This window comes from Paraburkholderia sp. BR10954, assembly GCF_040965775.1.
Taxonomy (GTDB): domain Bacteria; phylum Pseudomonadota; class Gammaproteobacteria; order Burkholderiales; family Burkholderiaceae; genus Paraburkholderia; species Paraburkholderia youngii.
In genome coordinates this window covers 34,260-52,343 of sequence record NZ_JBFRCK010000029.1, presented here as the reverse complement: position 1 = coordinate 52,343, position 18,084 = coordinate 34,260, and the positions used below count along the sequence as shown (strand labels likewise).

Annotated in this window: 14 protein-coding genes and 1 pseudogene; 4 read left to right on the top strand and 11 right to left on the bottom strand. The window is 65.5% G+C overall.

The window, feature by feature from the left end; all coding sequences use genetic code 11:
- Nucleotides 1-289 precede the first annotated feature (289 nt).
- Entirely contained in the window at nucleotides 290-1,180 is an 891-nt protein-coding gene (locus tag AB4Y34_RS30840) for a helix-turn-helix domain-containing protein (RefSeq protein WP_176384845.1), read from the top strand.
- A gap of 35 nt (nucleotides 1,181-1,215) precedes the next feature.
- Here AB4Y34_RS30840 and AB4Y34_RS30835 read toward each other — a convergent pair whose 3' ends face one another.
- The 5 genes from AB4Y34_RS30835 to AB4Y34_RS30815 form a co-directional block, all read right to left on the bottom strand.
- Nucleotides 1,216-2,406, bottom strand: a complete 1,191-nt coding sequence (locus tag AB4Y34_RS30835; RefSeq protein WP_176108393.1) for a 4-hydroxybenzoate 3-monooxygenase — start codon at nucleotides 2,404-2,406, stop codon at nucleotides 1,216-1,218.
- 254 nt (nucleotides 2,407-2,660) lie between these two features.
- The gene (gene ilvA, locus AB4Y34_RS30830; protein WP_368595031.1) at nucleotides 2,661-4,232 is read right to left on the bottom strand and encodes a threonine ammonia-lyase, biosynthetic; all 1,572 of its coding nucleotides are present in this window, start codon (nucleotides 4,230-4,232) and stop codon (nucleotides 2,661-2,663) included.
- A gap of 363 nt (nucleotides 4,233-4,595) precedes the next feature.
- Nucleotides 4,596-5,861, bottom strand: coding sequence for a virulence factor family protein (locus AB4Y34_RS30825; RefSeq protein ID WP_368718149.1), 1,266 nt, complete (start codon nucleotides 5,859-5,861; stop codon nucleotides 4,596-4,598).
- Nucleotides 5,858-8,449 carry a bifunctional lysylphosphatidylglycerol flippase/synthetase MprF gene (gene mprF, locus AB4Y34_RS30820; protein ID WP_368718148.1) on the bottom strand — a complete coding sequence of 864 codons (2,592 nt, stop codon included), beginning with the start codon at nucleotides 8,447-8,449 and terminating at the stop codon, nucleotides 5,858-5,860. The genes AB4Y34_RS30825 and mprF overlap by 4 nt, the downstream gene beginning before the upstream one ends.
- 342 nt (nucleotides 8,450-8,791) lie before the next feature.
- The gene (locus tag AB4Y34_RS30815) at nucleotides 8,792-8,935 is read right to left on the bottom strand and encodes a hypothetical protein (protein WP_013089588.1); all 144 of its coding nucleotides are present in this window, start codon (nucleotides 8,933-8,935) and stop codon (nucleotides 8,792-8,794) included.
- A 231-nt stretch (nucleotides 8,936-9,166) separates the two neighbouring features.
- Between AB4Y34_RS30815 and AB4Y34_RS30810 the strand changes: the two genes are divergently transcribed.
- A complete protein-coding gene (locus AB4Y34_RS30810) occupies nucleotides 9,167-10,570 on the top strand; it encodes an MFS transporter (protein ID WP_176385009.1) in 1,404 nt (467 codons plus the stop codon).
- Between the two features lie 63 nt (nucleotides 10,571-10,633).
- On the opposite strand, the gene AB4Y34_RS30805 is transcribed toward AB4Y34_RS30810, so the two are convergent.
- From AB4Y34_RS30805 to AB4Y34_RS30785, 5 genes and pseudogenes are all read right to left on the bottom strand, one after another.
- Nucleotides 10,634-11,128, bottom strand: coding sequence for a DUF421 domain-containing protein (locus AB4Y34_RS30805; protein ID WP_176385011.1), 495 nt, complete (start codon nucleotides 11,126-11,128; stop codon nucleotides 10,634-10,636).
- A gap of 89 nt (nucleotides 11,129-11,217) precedes the next feature.
- A complete protein-coding gene (locus tag AB4Y34_RS30800; RefSeq protein WP_176385013.1) occupies nucleotides 11,218-11,883 on the bottom strand; it encodes a glycosyltransferase family 2 protein in 666 nt (221 codons plus the stop codon).
- The gene (locus tag AB4Y34_RS30795) at nucleotides 11,880-12,485 is read right to left on the bottom strand and encodes an SAM-dependent methyltransferase (protein WP_368718147.1); all 606 of its coding nucleotides are present in this window, start codon (nucleotides 12,483-12,485) and stop codon (nucleotides 11,880-11,882) included. Before AB4Y34_RS30795 ends, AB4Y34_RS30800 begins: the two co-directional genes overlap by 4 nt.
- 33 nt (nucleotides 12,486-12,518) lie before the next feature.
- Nucleotides 12,519-13,673, bottom strand: a complete 1,155-nt coding sequence (locus AB4Y34_RS30790) for an acyl-CoA dehydrogenase (RefSeq protein WP_368718146.1) — start codon at nucleotides 13,671-13,673, stop codon at nucleotides 12,519-12,521.
- 120 nt (nucleotides 13,674-13,793) lie between these two features.
- Nucleotides 13,794-15,768: pseudogene (locus AB4Y34_RS30785) on the bottom strand (PAS domain S-box protein).
- 281 nt (nucleotides 15,769-16,049) lie between these two features.
- Between AB4Y34_RS30785 and AB4Y34_RS30780 the strand changes: the two are divergent.
- Entirely contained in the window at nucleotides 16,050-16,283 is a 234-nt protein-coding gene (locus tag AB4Y34_RS30780) for a hypothetical protein (protein ID WP_176385065.1), read from the top strand.
- Between the two features lie 48 nt (nucleotides 16,284-16,331).
- Here AB4Y34_RS30780 and AB4Y34_RS30775 read toward each other — a convergent pair whose 3' ends face one another.
- Nucleotides 16,332-17,390: an NAD(P)/FAD-dependent oxidoreductase gene (locus AB4Y34_RS30775; protein WP_176385021.1), complete on the bottom strand. Its 1,059-nt coding sequence runs from the start codon at nucleotides 17,388-17,390 to the stop codon at nucleotides 16,332-16,334.
- Nucleotides 17,391-17,632: 242 nt separating this feature from the next.
- Between AB4Y34_RS30775 and AB4Y34_RS30770 the strand changes: the two genes are divergently transcribed.
- Complete coding sequence (locus AB4Y34_RS30770) at nucleotides 17,633-18,070, top strand: carboxymuconolactone decarboxylase family protein (RefSeq protein WP_368718145.1); 438 nt, start codon at nucleotides 17,633-17,635, stop codon at nucleotides 18,068-18,070.
- Nucleotides 18,071-18,084: the final 14 nt, after the last annotated feature.

Here is an 18,084-nt window from a genome sequence, read left to right as displayed (position 1 = left end):
GTTCGAATTGCCTGGTCGCCTGCCGCGCCGTAGGCGTGCGAGCTGCCATCGACCCTCAGGACCGCGCCCGCGATATGGCTGGCCGCGTCCGACATGAGAAAGCCGTTCGCGTTGGCGATTGCTTCGGGATGCGCGAGGCGTTGCGTCGGCGTGCGCTTCTCTGGATCATGCCGCGCGGACGGCATTCGGCCGCGTCTTCGATGGAAAAAAGTATAGCCACGCGCTTCGGGACGAAATTGGACAAAGGCAGCGCATCGCAGGACAATTCGAACATAGGAGACCAAACTGCATGAGAAATATCCCTAACTACGATCTGTACGGAGAGTCCGCGCGGCCGCCGTGGTACGACGCGTTCAATTTCGAATGGATCGTCGAGCGCAGTCGGCCGAACGACTGGCATATCTCCGCGCACCGGCACGATGCGTTGCTGCAGATTCTCTATATCCGCAGCGGTTCGGGCTACGTGCTGATCGAGAGCGAAAAGCTCACGATCGAAGCGCCATGCCTGATCCTGCTTCCGGCGCAAACGGTGCATGGTTTCGTATTTTCGCCGGAGATCGACGGGCTCGTGATTACCGCCGCACAGCGCGCGTTGGAGACGATTTCGAAAGCGGTGTCGCCGGGCCTCATGCCGGTGCTGCAACGGCCCGCGCTGATTCCCGTGCGGCCCGCCATCGGCGAGCGCACGTTGATGCCGTTGTTCGGTTTGCTGGAGCAGGAATTTCGGGGCAGCGCGCGCGGCCATATCGCCGCGGGCATGTCGCTGATGATTGCACTTTTTGTGCAGGTCGCGCGTCTGACCGATGCCGCGTTAAGCGCGGGTGCGACCGTCAATGACCGGCGCGCCGCGCAGATCAAACGGCTACGCGAACTGATCGCCGCGCATGTGCGCGAGCATCTGCCAATCGATTTTTACGCGGGAAAGTTGGGGGTGACCGCGGCGCAACTGGGCCGCATCTGTCGTGAGGAGCTTGGCCATTCGCCGCTGTCGCTCGTCAACGACCAGTTGATACGCGAGGCGCAACGCGATCTGGTGTACTCGGGTTCGAGTATCAAACAGATCGCGCATGCGCTCGGTTTCGAAGACGCGGCCTATTTCAGCCGCTATTTCCGCAAGCAGACCGGTGTCACGCCCAAGGAGTTTCAGGCGGCCGCGCATCGGGATCTGTCGATCAATTAGCGATCCCGATGATCGCGCGGTGCTTGCAGTGGCATTTACAGATTCGCCTGCATCTGCGCGCCGGCGGCGCCTACGTAGTTCTCCGCCAGTACCGTCGCGGCCGTGCGCGACGTCGTCACGTACTCGAGCTCGGCAACCTGCAACTGCTGCTCGAACGCCGAAGCGCCTTCGATACGGTGCAGCATGCTGGTCATCCAGTACGAGAAGTGCTCGGCGCGCCAGATGCGCTTGAGCGCGGTTTCGCTATAACGGTCGAGCAGATCGGTGCGGTTTTCCTTGTAGAACGCGTCGAGCGCCTTGCTGAGCACGTTCACGTCGGCGACCGCGAGGTTCAGGCCCTTCGCGCCGGTCGGCGGCACAATATGCGCGGCGTCGCCAGCGAGGAACAGGCGGCCGTACTGCATCGTCGTCGACACGAAGCTGCGCATACCGACGATATTCTTTTGGAAGATCTTGCCGTCGATGAGCTTATGGCCCTCGTCCGAATCGGCGCGCGCATGCAGTTCCGCCCAGATGCGATCGTCGGACCAATTGTCGACCGAGTCCTTCGGATCGCACTGGAAATACATCCGCTGCACGTTCGGCGAGCGCGTGCTGATCAGCGCGAAGCCGCGCTCGTGGCGTGCGTAGATCAGTTCGTCCGACGACGGCGGGCCTTCGCACAGAATGCCGAACCAGCCAAACGGATAGACGCGCTCGAAATCCTTGCGCAGCGCCTGCGGAATAGCCTGGCGCGACACGCCTTGCGAGCCGTCGCAGCCGATTACGAAGTCGCATTGCAGTTCGTGCTCCGCGCCTTCGTGGCGATAGCGGATCGACGGCTTATCGGTATCGATGCCGTGCACCGACGTATCCGACACGCCGAAACGCAGTTCGGCGCCCGCGGCGACACGCGCCGCGACGAGATCCTTGATCACTTCGTGCTGGGCATAAACCGTGATCGCCTGACCGGTGAGATCGGTCAGATCGATGCGGCGGCGCTTGCCGTCGAACGCGAGTTCGAAACCGTGATGCAGCGCGCCTTCGGCTTTCATGCGTTCGCCGACGCCGGTTTGCGTCAGCAGGTCCATCGTGCCCTGCTCGAGCACGCCGGCGCGGATCGTCGATTCGATCTGATCGCGGGTGCGCGTTTCGAGCACGACCGAGTCGATACCGCGCAGATGAAGCAGATGGGAAAGAAACAGGCCGGCAGGCCCTGCACCGATGATGCCAACTTGGGTGCGCATAGATGTCTCCTGAATGCGGTGATGAAATTTGCGCTCAGTGTGACGATCGTGACACCTATCCGGCAATGCGATATGGCGGATAGGCCGTATCGCGCCAGGCGATAGAAGGTGTAAGAGAGGCGCCGGTGCAGCGTCGTTGTATCGGCCAAAAACGCAAGACTGGCGGGCCTTTCCGGCGATTTGGACGACATTCGGCTCGTTCTGCCGGCGTGGCGTCCACTCAGGTAAACCCCGATCCGCTAAACGAGCTTCGACTAGCCGAGAAACAGCCGGTAGACCGGATTTCTCGTTTCTTCCCAGCACGGATAGCCGAGCGTTTCGATGAAGCGCTCGAACGCCGCGTGGTCGCTTTCAGGCACCTGAATGCCGACCAGGATCGAGCTGTAGTCCGCGCCCTGGTTGCGATAGTGGAACAGGCTGATGTTCCAGTTCGGCGCCATCGACGACAGGAATTTCATCAGCGCGCCCGGACGCTCGGGAAACTCGAAGCGGAATAGTCGTTCGTCGCGCGCGAGCGGCGAGCGGCCACCGACCATGTAGCGGATGTGCTGCTTCGACAGTTCGTCGAAGGTCAGATCGACGGTCGCGAAGCCGTGCGCTTCGAAGGCGCCGGCGATCTGCGCCGGTTCGCTGCGGTTGCGGATCTGCACGCCGACGAAGATATGCGCCGAGTTCGCGTCGGCGATCCGGTAGTTGAATTCGGTGACGCTGCGCGTGCCGACCAGTTCGCAGAAGCGCCTGAAGCTGCCGCGCTCTTCGGGGATCGTCACCGCGAAAACCGCCTCGCGGGCTTCGCCCACTTCGGCGCGTTCGGCGACGAAGCGCATGCGGTCAAAGTTCATGTTCGCGCCCGACGTGATCGCGATCAGCGTCTGGTTCTCGATGCCTTCCCGTTCGGCGTACTGCTTGGCGCCCGCCACCGCGAGCGAGCCCGCCGGTTCGAGCACGCTGCGCGTGTCCTGGAACACGTCCTTGATCGCCGCGCACAAAGCATCCGTGTTCACGAGCAGCACTTCGTCGAGATATTCGCTGCACAGGCGGAAGGTTTCCTCGCCGACGAGTTTCACCGCGGTGCCGTCCGAGAACAGGCCCACTTCGTTCAGCGTCACGCGCTCGCCCGCCTTCAGCGACGCGGCCATCGCGCACGAATCATCGGTCTGCACGCCGATCACCTTGATCTCCGGGCGCACCGATTTCACGTATGCGGCGACACCGGCCGCGAGACCGCCGCCGCCGATCGGCACGAAGATCGCGTGAATCGGCCCCTGGTGCTGGCTGAGGATTTCCATCGCCACCGTGCCCTGGCCGGCGATCACATACGGATCATCGAACGGATGCACGAAGGTCAGGCCGCGCTCCTCCTGCAGCTTGACCGCGTGACCGTAGGCGTCGCTATACGATTCGCCGAACTGCACGACCTCGACGGTCGGCCCGCCGTGCGTGCGGATCGCGTCGACCTTGACCTGCGGGGTCGTCACCGGCACGACGATGATCGCCTTCACGCCCATGCGTGCGGCCGACAACGCGACGCCCTGCGCATGATTGCCGGCCGACGCGGTGATCACGCCGCGACTGAGCGCTTCGGCCGGAATATGCGCCATCTTGTTGTACGCGCCGCGCAGCTTGAACGAGAACACCGGCTGGTTGTCCTCGCGCTTCAGATAGACCGGATTGCGCAGCCGCGCCGACAGGTTCGGCGCGCGTTCGAGTTCGGTCTCGCGCGCCACGTCGTAGACGCGCGCGGTCAGGGTCTTTTTCAGATAGTCGTGAGACGGCGCGACGCGCCCGGCCGCTGCGGCGGCCTGTTCGAGTTCGGTTAACAGCACGGCAAGCTCCTGGGTGGCAACGTTCGATGCAACAACGAATCAACCGCGATCGACATCCATCGATGCCAATCGCAGCATGTTCGCCAGGAGGCAGGTAGAGAATGAACCTGAAAGCGGACATAAAAAAACCCGCCTCGTTTGGCGGGTTATGTGTCACTGCAAGTCGACGCGCGCTAACCCACCATTCGATGAATGATGCTAATAATCAGCGCAATACGGATGTCGAGGCAGTTCATGCCGACGATCTTCGTCGACTTGGCAGGCTTTGTCAATCTCCGCGGACCACGGTTCCGGTCAGAACGGACCGGCAAAAAAACGGGGCGCGCCGTCAAGCGCGCCCCGCTGATACAGCCAACGCCGCAATCAATCGCGCACGCCGCTCTGCTTCTTGAATGCCGCGAGAATGCGTCGCTCCAGCGCGTTGTAATCGCGGCCGAAGTGATGGTCTCCGGAGGTGCGGATGACTTCTACACCGCTCTTGTCGAGCGCCGGACACAGCGTGTCGGTCTCGCTCTCGCCATAAAAGCATTGAACGATCGACGGCGGCACATGCGTCAACTCGGGCCGCACGTTCAGCGCCTTGTCGCTCGCGGGCATGCCGAGCCAGCCGCCGACACGGATCTGGAAATCGGCGTCGGGCGCGAAGCCGAGCAGCGACATCAGCGACACCTTATCGCGCTGCGCCTGCGGCAGACGGTTATACGCGAACGGCATCACATCGGCGCCGAACGAGTAGCCGATCAGCGCAACGTGCTGCGCGTGCCAGCGCTCGCCATAGGTTTGCATCACGCGCGCGAGATCGCGGCTCGTTTGCGCGGGCGGCTTCTCGCTCCAGAAATAGCGCAGGCTGTCCCAGCCGACCACCGACACGCCATCTTTCTGCAACGCCTGCGCGATCGTCTTATCGAGATCGCGCCAGCCGCCATCGCCGGAAATCACGATCGCCATCAGGCCGTTCGGATGCGCGGCCGGCAACTCGATCAGCGGCAGGTCGGAGACGTCGTCGGCACTCGTCGAGACCGGCTGCAGATGCGGCGTCAGCAAAGCGACCAGACGCGCGCGATCGGCGTTGCCCGTGCTCGCCGTTTCGACGAAGCCCGGCACCTTGTCGCGGATCACGGTCGGGTCGGGCGGACACGGTTCGAAGCGCGCGTCGAGCGTGCGGTCGGCGTCGACCGACACCGCGCCCGCGATCGTATTGGACGGCGCCTGCTCGAGCACGTGCATCGCCAGCGTTGCGCCCTGCCCCGTACCCGCGACGATCGGCGCGAAGTAGCGGCTCGACTGCGATTGTCGTTCGAGCTGATGGCTAAGCGCCTCGGCGTCGCCCACCAGTTGATGGCAGGTTTCTTTTTTCGCGGCAAGGTTGGCCTCGTAGCGCGCGGTATCGACGCCGACCGTCATTGCGCCCGCTTTCGCGAGCGCATCGGCGCTCTGCTGATCAGCCGCGCTCCAGCCGCTCGCCTGCGAATACAGTACGACGAAGCCGCGCAGCGGCCCCTCGGGCTGCGTGACGCGCACGTCGCCATAGCGGCCGCCCGGTACGGTGGTGGTGGCCGCGTGCGCGAGCGCGCCGCAACTCAGAACGCTCGCCGCGATGGCGAGCCGGAACAACGGATGCAATGTCATGAACGCCGGCCTCCTGCCAGCAGCGACAGGTCCGCGAGCGTGAAGAACACGCCCGAACCGGATGCCGCGAGATACCGCGGCTCCCAGCGCGGCTGAAACTTGCTCTTGAAAGCACGCAGTCCGCGGAAGTTATAGAAGCGGCCGCCGAAGCGCCACACGATGCCGGCCAGCCGATGCCAGCGCGACGCGAGCGGAGTCGGCTGCACGCCGGAGAGCGGCGCAATGCCGAGACTGAGCGAGCGGAAGCCCGCCTGCTTCAGATGCAGCGCGAGCTGCGTGAACAGATATTCCATCGCGTACGGCGACGCGCTTTCGACGTGACGCATCACGCCGACGGTCGCCTCGGTATTCATATCGGTCGTCATGAAGGTGACGAACGCGACCGGTTCGCCGTTCTGGCGCACCAGCATCACCGACTGCGCGGCGAGGTATTCGTCGTGGAAAGCGGCGACCGAGAAACTCTTCTCGCGCGCATCGTGGCTGCCGAGCCAGCCATCGGAAATGCCGCGCAGCGTTTCGAGCGACGCCGGCACACGCGCCTGATCGATCACTTCGACGCTAAAGCCGTCGCGCTCGCCGCGCTTCAACGCATAGCGCAGATGCGCGCGGTGCGAGCCCTTCAGATCGAAGTCGTCGAGCACGACGTGCGCTTCCTCGCCGAGCTTCATCAGCGTGAGGCCGGCGTCGAGATACAGCGGGAGCGCATTCGCGCGCACCTGGTAGAACGCGGCGCGACCGCCGTGCGCATGCGCGAGCGCGACGAACTTTTTGATGAGACCCGCCCACTCTTCGCGCGGCCCCACCGGATCGTGCAACGCGGCCCACGTACGGCCGTATTTCGCGTACATCAGGAACGCCTCGCGCGATTCCGAAAACAGGAAGCTCTTGTCGCCCATCAACGCGAGACCGGCGTCGCTGCGTTCCTGCGCGCGCACGATGCGCGCGGCGTCGAGCAGATCTTCGGGCGCCGGCTTCACGAAGCGGCCCGGCGCCGGACGCAGCAATTGCCAGAACGAAAAGGTCGCGGCGAACACGCTGGCGGCGAGCGTCGCGCGCAGCGCGCGCGGCGCGCGCTCGTCGAACGCGAATTGCCACCACAGGTCGCGCGTGTACGGCACGTCACGGAAAGCGAACAGCATGACCCACGTCGCGAACATCAGCACCATCGCGATCGACACGAGCCAGCCGGCCGTGAAACGCTCGGCGAACAGCGACGAATGACGGTTGAAACGCTTGCGCGTCGCGAGCAGCAGCACGATCAGCATGCCGAGCACACCAGCTTCGACGAATGCGAGACCCTTGGTCAGCGACAGCGCAAGGCTCAGCAATGCGAGCGCGAGCGTCATCCACCATGCCGCATCGAGCCGCCGCAGCAGCCCACGCGCGACGAACAACAGCAGCACGCCGAGCACGCTGCACAGCATCGCCGAGCTTTCGAGCACCCACAGCGGTACCACGTCGCGCAATACATGAATGCGCTGCCAGAACGCCGGCGTCGCGCTCGAGATGACCAGCATGCCGCCGACCACGAACGTAACGAGGCTCAGAAACAGCGGCGCGAGTTCCGACACGCGCTCCGCCTGCAGCATCGACAGACGGTTCTTCAGCGCGCGCCCCTCGAAGCCCGCGAGCAGCGCCGCGGAGACGATCAGCGGCACGCCGAAATAGATCGCGCGATACGCGAGCAGCGCGGCGACCATCTGATGCATCGGCACGCTGCCGCTCAGCGCGAACGCCATCGCCGCCTCGAACACGCCGACACCGCCAGGCGTATGGCCGATCATGCCGAGCAGCATCGCGGCAGCGTAGACGGTGATGAAGCCGATGAAGCTGACGTTCGCATGCGGCAACAACGCCCACAGCGCGAGGCCCGCGGCGATCACGTCGAGCACCGCCAGCGCGACCTGGGCGAGCAGATCGCGGCGCGCTGGAATATCGAACGACAGCCACTGCCAGCGCGTGCGGATCGGCCGGGTTTCGCGGCGGCACGCGGCGGCGGCGAGCATCAGCGCGATCAGCAGCGCCGCGCCGCTCCAGCGCAGCGCGAGCGGCGACAGGTGCAGCATCGGTGCGAGCTGGCCGGCCATGCAGACCATGCCGAGCGCGGTCATCAACACGAGCGCGAGCGCGAGCGACACGCTCGTGAACACGGTCATGCGGCCGATCTGCGCGGGCGTGATGTTCGCGACGCCATACACGCGCGCGCGCACCGCTCCGCCCGTCAGCGCGCCGAAACCGGTCGCATTGCCGAGCGCCGAGCCGGCCGTCGCGCCGACCCACAGCGCCGCGCGCGGCACGCTCGCGCCGAGATAGCGCAGGCCGACCGCGTCGCGCCCGACCAGCGCGACATAGCTAAGCGCGGTCGCGCCGAGCGCGCCGATCCACTCGCGCGGCGACAGCTCGCGCAGTTCGCGCATCACCGAACGGTAATTCACCGCCTCCGACAGATGCTGCAGCACGACCAGCAGCAGCCCGCAAATAACGAGCGCGAGCACGGGCGACAGAAGTCCCCGGCTGCCAAGCACTTTCGCTGCACGGCCGGGCAGCGCGCGCAGGCGCTCGAAGCTGTGTTGAAGTCGGTGGAACATGGTCAATGCGGGCCTTGCGAGAGCGGTCGCGGCGACGGGTGCGTCACGCGCGGTATCGCCTGTGGCGGCGATTACAAAGTGATAACGGCAAAACGTGCAAAAGGTTGACAGCAATAGCAATTTTGCTGTCGATTCACCTACGCGTCGCGCGTCAAAAGCGCGCGAGCGATATCTGGAAGGGAAACGGCGATGGCGGGCCAGAACTGGCCCGCTGGAAGGGGCTACTCTTTGGGGACCGATGTCAACGGCGCGGATGACGCGCTGAACGCGCCCTGCCTGGCGGGGCCAGAAAGCACAATGCCCGCTACACGAGCGGGCATCGACACGGTTGGCGGGTCTCGCTTATTGCGGGCGACGATACGCTTCGGCGATCACCGCGCAGTTCTGCAGATGCAGGTTCAGCGCATGCAGCGCCAGTGCACGCAGCTTGCCGAAGAACGTGGTGGCGGCGGGGGTGGAACGAACGACAGTCGATGCGGTGTTCATGGCGGCTCCTGACTAAGGGTTTGTACCTAAGCAATAACCCGATTATAGCCATCTCGTGCCGCAGCGCAACAAAAATCAATATTTATTGGCGGTGTCGCACCGCCGCCGTCGCGTGTCGGATACAGAAACTGTAAAAGGGTCGGCATCGGCCCAGCAGGTATTAACAATCCGCACCGTACAGGTGCAATAATGCCCCCTTTGCCTGCGACGCTTCGCCGCAGCCTCGCCGCCATGACCGTCGCCCAGACTCAGAAAGCTCTGATTGCGCCCCTTATCGTCGCGTGCGCGATGTTCATGGAAAGCGTCGACGCCAACGTGATCGTCACCGCGCTGCCGGCCATGGCGCGCGATTTCGCCCGCGACCCGGTCACGCTGAAAATCGCGGTCACGAGCTACGTGCTCGGGCTCGGCGTGTTCATCCCGGTCTGCGGCTGGCTCGCCGACAAGTTCGGCGCCCGCACGGTGTTCCGCACGGCGATCGGCATCTTCGTCACGGGCTCGCTGTTGTGCGCAGCGTCGAACTCGTTGGCCACTTTCACGGTTGCGCGTTTCATTCAGGGCGTCGGCGGCGCGATGATGGTGCCGGTCGGGCGGATCATCATCTTTCGCGTGGTGGAAAAAGCCGACTTCATCCGCGCGATGAATTATCTGAGCGTGCCCGCGATGCTCGGCCCCGCTGCCGGTCCGCTGCTCGGCGGCTTCATCACCACGTATCTGCACTGGCGTCTGATCTTCTTCATCAACGTGCCGATCGGCATTCTCGGCATTTATCTGACCAATCGCTATATCGCCAATACGCGCGAACCGGACCCCGGCCCGCTCGACTGGATCGGCTTCCTGCTGTCGGCGGCGGGCGCGGTGCTGCTGCTGCTCGGTTTGTCGCTGGTCGGCGGCGAACTGATTTCGAATACCGACGCGTTCGGCATGTGCGCGCTCGGCGCGATGCTGCTCGCGATCTACGTCGTGTACGCGCAGCGCGTCGCGCTGCCACTGCTCGACTTGCGCTTTTTCAAGGTGCCGACTTTCCAGGCGAGCGTGCTCGGCGGCTCGCTGTTTCGCATCGGTCTCGGCGCGCTGCCGTTCCTGCTGCCGCTGCTGCTGCAGGAAGGCCACGGCATGAGCGCGTTCCAATCGGGGCTGATCACCTGCGCGTCCGCGTTCGGCGGCATGTTCATGCGCACGATCGCCTCCACCGTGCTGCGCCGCTTCGGCTTTCGCCAGGTGCTCGTGTTCAACGCGGCGCTATCGGGCATTTCGATCGCCGCGTGCGGACTGTTTTTCCCGCACACGCCGACGTGGATCATCTGGGTCGTCGTGCTGCTCGGCGGCTTCTTCCCTGCATTGCAATTCACCAGCCTCAATTCGCTCACCTACGCGGAGATTGCGAGCCGCGACGTCGGCCGCGCGACGAGTCTCGGCAGCGTCGTGCAGCAGATGTCGCTCGGTCTCGGCGTGACGGTCGGCGGGATCGTGCTGCAGATTTCGCGCGCGCTGCATGGACATCCGAGCATCACTTGGTCGGATTTCTGGCCCGCGTTTCTGGTGGTCGGGCTGTGCTCGTTCGCGTCGATTCCGGTCACGCTGCGCTTGCCGCGCGGCGCGGGCTCGGAGATTTCGCGAGGCGGCCGCGGCTGAGCCGCGCGTCGAGCCCTTACAGCCCGCCCGCACAAACGCCTCGCCCTTCCCGCGTTCAGGCGCTCACTCGCGCTTGCGTATCACGCTCACCTCGCCATTGCGTTCGAGGATCGCGGCGGCCACGTTGTCCATCGAGCGCGAGCCGGTTTTCTGCCGCACGCTTTCCTCGATGTCGGTGCGCGTGATGAGCGCCGCGTGCATTTCGTTCGCGTGGAACTTGCCGTCGCTGAACACCTCGCGCTCGACGCCGCACACCAGCAACTCGAAACGGCGCGAACGTATGAACGCCCACGCGAGCACCCGGTGACATACGACGATCACCAGCGACGCGACCACGGTCGCGATGAACGGCGACGCCCCGACAATCGCGCGGCTCAGCATCGCGCCGAGCAGAATCACGACGACCAGATCGAACGGCGTGCGCTGACCGAACGAGCGCCGCCCCGATACGCGAATCAGCACGATCGCGATCACGAACACGACGATCGAGCGCAGCCCCATCTGCAACGGGTCGAGCTCCCTGCCCTGGCCGAATAGAACGAAAAACACGTCCATCATGTTCGTCCTCCCCGCGGCGTATTGCCGTGCCAATGCTCCGGTATCCGGATGGTTGCGAGCGAGACCAGCTCGCGGCGCAGCGCCGTCGCTCAGGCCAGCGCGCGATCCGTCGCCCATGCGATGAGCGTATCGCCGAAACCGCCGCGCGCGCGGGCCGCGGTACGCGCGCTCGTGGTCACGCGCGGCGCGGCGCTCCACGCGATGCGCGCGCCCGTCGCGATCAGGCGATCGACGAGCGCAACGTCCTCGCTGCACCTGAGCGGCGGAAAGCCGCCCGCGCGCCGATAGGCTTGCGCGGATACGCCGAGATTCGCGCCGTGCACGTGACGATGTCCGTCGGCGTCGATATAGGTCTTGCGAAAATATTCGCGCACGCTGTGCGGATGCGCGCTCCAGTCGTCGACGGCGATCGAGCCGCACACCGCATCGGCGCCCAGCGCCAATTGCGCAGCGAGCCAATCCGGCGACACGCGGCTGTCGGCATCGGTAAACGCGAGCCAGCGCGCGCCGAGCGCGAGCAGCAGCGAGGCGCCCAGCGCCCGTGCGATCCCGACGTTGCGCGCCTTCAGCGTCAGCGTCTGCACGCCGTAAGCCCGAGCGATCGCTCCGCTGAAATCGCTGCACGCGTCGAGCGCGACGACGATCCGCACCTCCTCGCCGGCGAGCGCTTCGTGTCGCGACGCTTCGAGCAAGGCCGCGAGGCACCCCGCAATCAACGCCTCTTCGTTATGAGCCGGGACGATCACGCCTATCATAGAAGCCCCTCTCGCTGCGCGACCGAACGTGCGTCGCGCGACCACACGTCGATCAGCAAGTCGGCTTCGTCGTGATGCGCGAGACGTGCGAGGCCGCAGCGCGCATCGAATAGCGCGTGCGCGCGGTCGGCCGATTCGCGCGCTTCGGCGAACGGCCGGCGCCAATGGCAGGCGAGCAGCGTGCCATCGGTCGTCAGCGAACCAGCGATGCGCGCGGCCAGCGTTTCGAGCTCGGCCGCGTCGAGGTAGTACGCAAACTCGCTGATCACGATCAGATCGAAAGGCCCGTGCTCCGTCGGCCATTCGCACGGCACGCTGCGCCGTTGGATCCGCACGTTCGATGCGCCCGCGACGCGTTCGCGCGCGAGCTCGACGGCGCGCGGGTGCAGATCGGCAGCGAGCAGCGCGTCGCAGCGCGTCGCGAGCCCGGCCGTCAACTCGCCGTTCGCGCAGCCCGGTTCGAAGCCGTTGCGATAGCGCGGCCGCGGCAGCAGCGCGAGCGTCAGCGAACGCTTGCGGCGTTCATACCAGCCTTCGCGCAAACGCCACGGATCGTCGCTGCGTCGGTAAAGATCATCGAAGTACGGCATCGGCGAGCTCATCGCAGCGATCCTCCGAAGGCTGGGGAATAAAGGTCATAGCGTCCAGGACGTGAGTGTTTGCGACGACGCGTGATCCGATGCCGGCACTGCGGTCGTGTCAGCGCACGCAACGAGCCGTTCGCCAAGCGCGGCGAGATCGCATTCCGCGTGGCTTTGCCGCAGAAACACCGGCAGGTCGGCGAGCGTTCGCGCGAAGCGCGCGTCGCGGCACAACGGACCCGCGCCAAGCGCGCGCGTCGCATGATCGATGACGGCGCTCGCGGCCTGCTCGACGGCCAGACGCGCGCGCAACACGCGCGTCTGCGCATCATCCGAAGGTCGCGCGTCGATCCACGCGGCGGTTTCACGCAACACCGCGGCGGCCGACCGCAACGCGACATCGGTCGCGCCGAGATGAGCCAGCCGATGCGCATCCGCGCGCCGCGCGCACGCGTCGCGCAGCGTGCGGCCGATCTGCGCGGCTGCGCCGTACCAGCACGCGGCGATACCGGCGCCGCCATGCCAGAAGCCCGCGCGCCGCAGATATTCGTGCGGCGCGCCGACGAGCGTCGCCACGGTGTCGTTGAACGTGACATCGGCGCTCGCGGTCGCCCTCATGCCGACGGCCTGCCACTTCGATGTGTCGATCGAGATCGAGCTCTGGTCCAGCGCGACGGCCGCGAGCACCGGCTCCTCTTCGCGCCATGCGGTCACGAGCGCATGGGTGAGCGCCTGCGCGCCGGAGCACCAGGCTTTGGTGCCGGACAAGTGCACCTGAGCGCCCTCGCCGGAAGCGTTCTGGATTCCTTCATTGACCGCGCGCACTCGCGCGTCCGGCGCTTCGGCGGCCCACACGCCCCAGCGGCTTGCCGGCGGCGGCAGCGGACCGTTCAGCTCGGCGAGAATCGCGAGCGCATCGGTATGGCCTTCGAACAGTTTGACGAGACCGAGGTCGCACGCGGCAACGGCGGCCAGCGCGCGCCAGCGCACCAGCGTCTCGCCATGCCCTGGCAACGGCAAGCTCGGCGCGCGATCGTAGCCGCGCTCGATAAGATCAGCGAGCAGTGCTCCGAGAGCAGCGGGATCGTTCGCATCGAAGCGCGCGTCGCGCAGGAAATCGTCGAGCGGCGGTGCGCAGCCGCCGTGTTGATTCGAGATCTGCCGTGACTGGGCCTTGAAGCTGGCCGCGTGGTCGCGCGTATCGAGCATCGTGCCTCCCTGCACCGTTTCGATCCGCGGCCCGCCGAGCGGCGGCGGACCGGAACGTATGCAGAGTCGGAGCAAACATCATGCCCCGGCTGACGAGGCGGCCGCGCAGCGAAAAAGCGCCTACGTCCCCCCGCTTCCGCTCAGTCGACCATCGGCCTTCGTGAGCAATGCGTCGAGGACCGTCATCTCGACCGGCTTCACCAGGTGCGCATGGAAACCCGCGTTGCGAGTGCGATCGAGATCGCTCGCATGACCGAAGCCCGTCATCGCCGCGTACATCGTGCGAGCCATCTCGGGCAGCGCGCGCAACGCCGCGAGCGTCGCATAGCCATCCATCTTCGGCATCGCTAGATCGATCAGCGCGAGATGCGGCGAGAAGCGCGGCGCGACCTGCAGCGCCTGCTCGCCCTCGTAGGCGATACGCACCTCGTGGCCCTTCAGTTCGAGCAGCATCGCGAGGCTGTCGGCCGAATCGCGATTGTCGTCGATTAGCAGAATCCGCAGCGGCTGCACGTGGGGCGCGGCACTGATCGCGCCGCTCTCCGCGGTGTCGGACTGCGCGGAGAGCGGCAGACTCAGCGTGAACGTGCTGCCGAGCCCCGGTCCTTCGCTGCTCGCGACGATGCTGCCACCATGCATCTCGACGAGCGACTTGCACAGCGTCAGGCCGATCCCAAGACCGCCTTCGCCGAAACTTTGCCCTTCCTTCTCCTGCGCAAATAGCTCGAAGATCTTGTCGAGCGAGCGCACCGGAATACCGCAGCCGGCGTCGCGCACTTCGAGCACCGCCATGCGAAAGTCGACCCGTCCACGCATCTCGATCACGCTGCCGTGCGGGGAAAATTTCGACGCGTTGTGCAGCAGGTTTTGCAGCACCTGCACGAGCCGCGTCATGTCGCCGCGAATGCTCACGGGGGCGTCGGTGACCTGCGCGACCACGCGCTGCTCGCGCGAGTCGGTGAACGGCCGCGCCGCTTCGATCGCGCGCGTGACGAGCTCGGTGAGGTCGACGCGCGCAATCCGCAGTTCGACCTTGTCGGACATGATGCGGCCGATATCGAGCAGATCGTCGACGAGTCGCGTCAGGTGCGTGACCTGGCGATCGATCAGATCGCGCGCACGCGCGACCACCGGGCTCAGATTGGCTTCCATCTGCATCGTGCCGACCGCGTTGCGCACCGGCGCAAGCGGATTACGCAGTTCGTGCGCAAGCGTCGCGAGAAATTCGCGCATGCGCTCACCGGAGCGCTCGAGCTCCTCGCGCCGGCGCCGCTCGGTCAGATCGCGCGTGACCTTGGCGAAGCCGCGCAAGCGTCGGGATTCGTCATAGACGGCCGTGATGATCACGTTGGCCCAGAACGTCGAGCCGTCCTTGCGCACGCGCCAGCCTTCGTCTTCGACGGCGGGCGCCGATCTGCCGCGCGATCGCGAGCTCGCGCGCGGGCTTGCCGGCCGCGGCCTCCTCGGGAACATAGAACTGCGAGAAGTGCCGGCCGACGATTTCATCGTGCGTATAGCCCTTGATGCGCGCGGCGCCCGAGTTCCAACTGACGACGAAGCCTTGCGGATCGAGCATGAAGATCGCGTAGTCCTTCACGCTATCGACGAGCAGGCGGAAGCGCTCCTCGCTCTGGCGCAGCGCTTCGAGATACTCGCGCTGCGCGCTCAGATCGCGCGTGATCTTCGCGAAGCCGGTGACCTCGCCCTGCCCGTTGCGTATCGCGGTGATCACGACGTTCGACCAGAACGTCGTGCCGTCCTTGCGCACGCGCCAGTCCTCGTTCTCGAAGCGGCCGGTGAGCGCCGCCTGCTCCAGCTCGTAGCCTGGCCAGCCGCGCGCGACGGCTTCCTCGGTGTAGAAGCGCGAAAAATGCTGGCCGACGATCTCGTTTTCCGTGTAGCCCTTCAGCTTCTGCGCGCCGGCATTCCAGCTCACGACGTGGCCTTTCGCGTCGAGCAGAAAAATCGCGTAGTCCGAGATCGCCTGCACGAGCGACCAATAATCGACGCCGACGAGCGCCGACGGCGCGGCCTCGGCCTGCACTCGAGCGGGCTCGCCGTGGACGCGGAGAGTAGAAGCATCAAGCTGGGTCATGGCGGACACGTAATTGGAATTGTTGTGTTCAGCAAATCTCGCGCCTGGCCGGCGCCGAAGCCTTCGCGCAAACGGTTGCGCGGCCCACGCATGGGCCGGGATACCTCGCGAAGAGCGCTCCGGCGCCGGCTCATCAGGCGCAAAGCTTATAACGGCGGGCCCCGCGATTGCTAGCCGGTCATCACTGAAAGCGTCGCCGCCCGGCGGCTTCGGCTTTCGGTTTCACCCTTCGATAGCAAAAACAGGAGTGTCAATTGAAAAAGGTATTCACGACTTTCGCCATGAACTTCGCGGCCCCGTGTGCCCTCGCCGCGGCATTGAGCTTCGCCTCCACCGTCGCGCGGGCGGAAGGCTGCGCCAAAGGCGCGGTCGTGGGCGGGGTGACCGGCCACGTTGCCGGACATCATGGGACGGCGGGTGCGGCCGCGGGCTGCGCGATCGGCCACCATGAGGCGAAGAAGAAAGAGAAGGCCGCGAGCGCCGCGGCCGCCGCGAGTCAGCCCGCTGGAAAATGACGCCATCGGTCGGTCCGGCTCGACGTTGCTGCGCCTGCGCGCACCCCGTCAACCGGCCGCGCCGATCTTTTCCGCGAGCTTCGTGTCGTAGCTCGAATGGACATGCACGCGTTTCTTGTCGGGATACGCGTATGCATACGCCTTGCGCAGCGCGAGCGACGCCTCGTGAAAGCCTGACAGGATCAGCTTCTGCTTGTTGGGATAGTTCGCGATGTCGCCGACGGCGAAGATGCCCGGCCGCGAGCTTTCGTAGTTCGAGGTATCGACATCGATACGCCCGCCGTGAATCTTCAGTCCCCACTGCGCGATCGGGCCGAGATCCGCGACGAGTCCATACAGCGCGATCAGGTGTTCGGCTTCGAGCTGGGTCTCGCCATGGATCTGCCGCAGCGTCAGCGAACGCAGCGCGCCGTCTTCCACCTCGAGCGCCGCGATCGCGCCGATGATGAAGTCCATCTCACCCGCCTCGACCGCGCGCCGCATCAGCTCGACGCTCGAATCGGCCGCGCTGAAGCCGGCGCGCCGATGCACGAGGGTCACCCGCCGCGCGACCTTGCGCAATGCCAGCGCCCAGTCGAGCGCCGAATCGCCACCGCCCGCGACGACCACGTTCTTGTCGGCGAAATCGGCGAGGCGTGCCACGCTGTAGTGCACATAGCGCTTTTCCAGCGGCACGGCCTCGGGAAGCCCGAGCTTTTGCGGGACGAACGCGCCATTGCCGGCGGCGAGCAGGATCGCCGCGACGTCGAACACGAGCCCGCGCTGGGTGCGCACGGTCCAGCGGCCGTCGTCGCGTTGCTCGACCGTATCGACGCGCTGTTCGAGATGAATCGGCACATCGAACGGCTTGCATTGCGCGACCAGTCGCTCGACCAGTTCGCGCGAAGTGCATGACGGAATCGCGGGGATATCGTAGATCGGCTTGTCGGGATACAGCTCGATGCACTGGCCCCCGACCCTTCCGAGTATGTCGACGATCTGGCAGGTGAGGCCGATCACACCGGCCTCGAATGCCGCGAACAGACCCACGGGACCGGCGCCGACGATCAGGACATCGGTGCGGATCGGCGAGGTGGACACAGAGGACGGGTCGGCGGCAACGGTCATGAGGCAGGTCTCCGGGTCACGGTGAAAGGCGCAAAGCAAGCGTCGATAACTCACCTTACCGAATCGGCCCGCACGCGGCAACGATGCCATCGTCGGCGGTAAGGATGCTATGCGGACCCGCTCAACGCCCCAAAGTGGCTACCTGAAAATATCTGGAATCGGCCATTTTGATGATCCAGATGACGGACTAAGCTAACACCTGTCCGATCCATCGCAGCGTCCCATCCACGCAGGAGCCCATCATGGAACAACGTCTCGACTTCTACAAAGCCAACCCCGCCGCGATCAAATCGCTGCTCGGCGTCGAAGAGCGCATCGGCAAGTCGGCGCTCGAAAAATCGCTGACCGAACTGGTGCGGCTGCGCGCGTCGCAGATCAACGGCTGCGCGTATTGCGTCGACATGCATACGAGCGACGCGCGCAAGGGCGGCGAAACCGAGCGGCGTCTCGCGACCGTCGTCGTGTGGCGCGAAACGCCGTTCTTCACGGACCGCGAACGCGCGGCGCTCGAGTGGACCGAAGCGGTGACGCGGGTGTCGCACGATCACGTGCCCGACGCGGTATGGCAGGCGGTGCGCCCGCACTTCAGCGACGAAGAGCTGGTCGACCTGACACTGCTCGTCTCGGCGATCAATGCCTGGAACCGCTTCGCGATTTCGTTCCGCAAGATGCCGGCCTGAGCGGTGAATGAGTG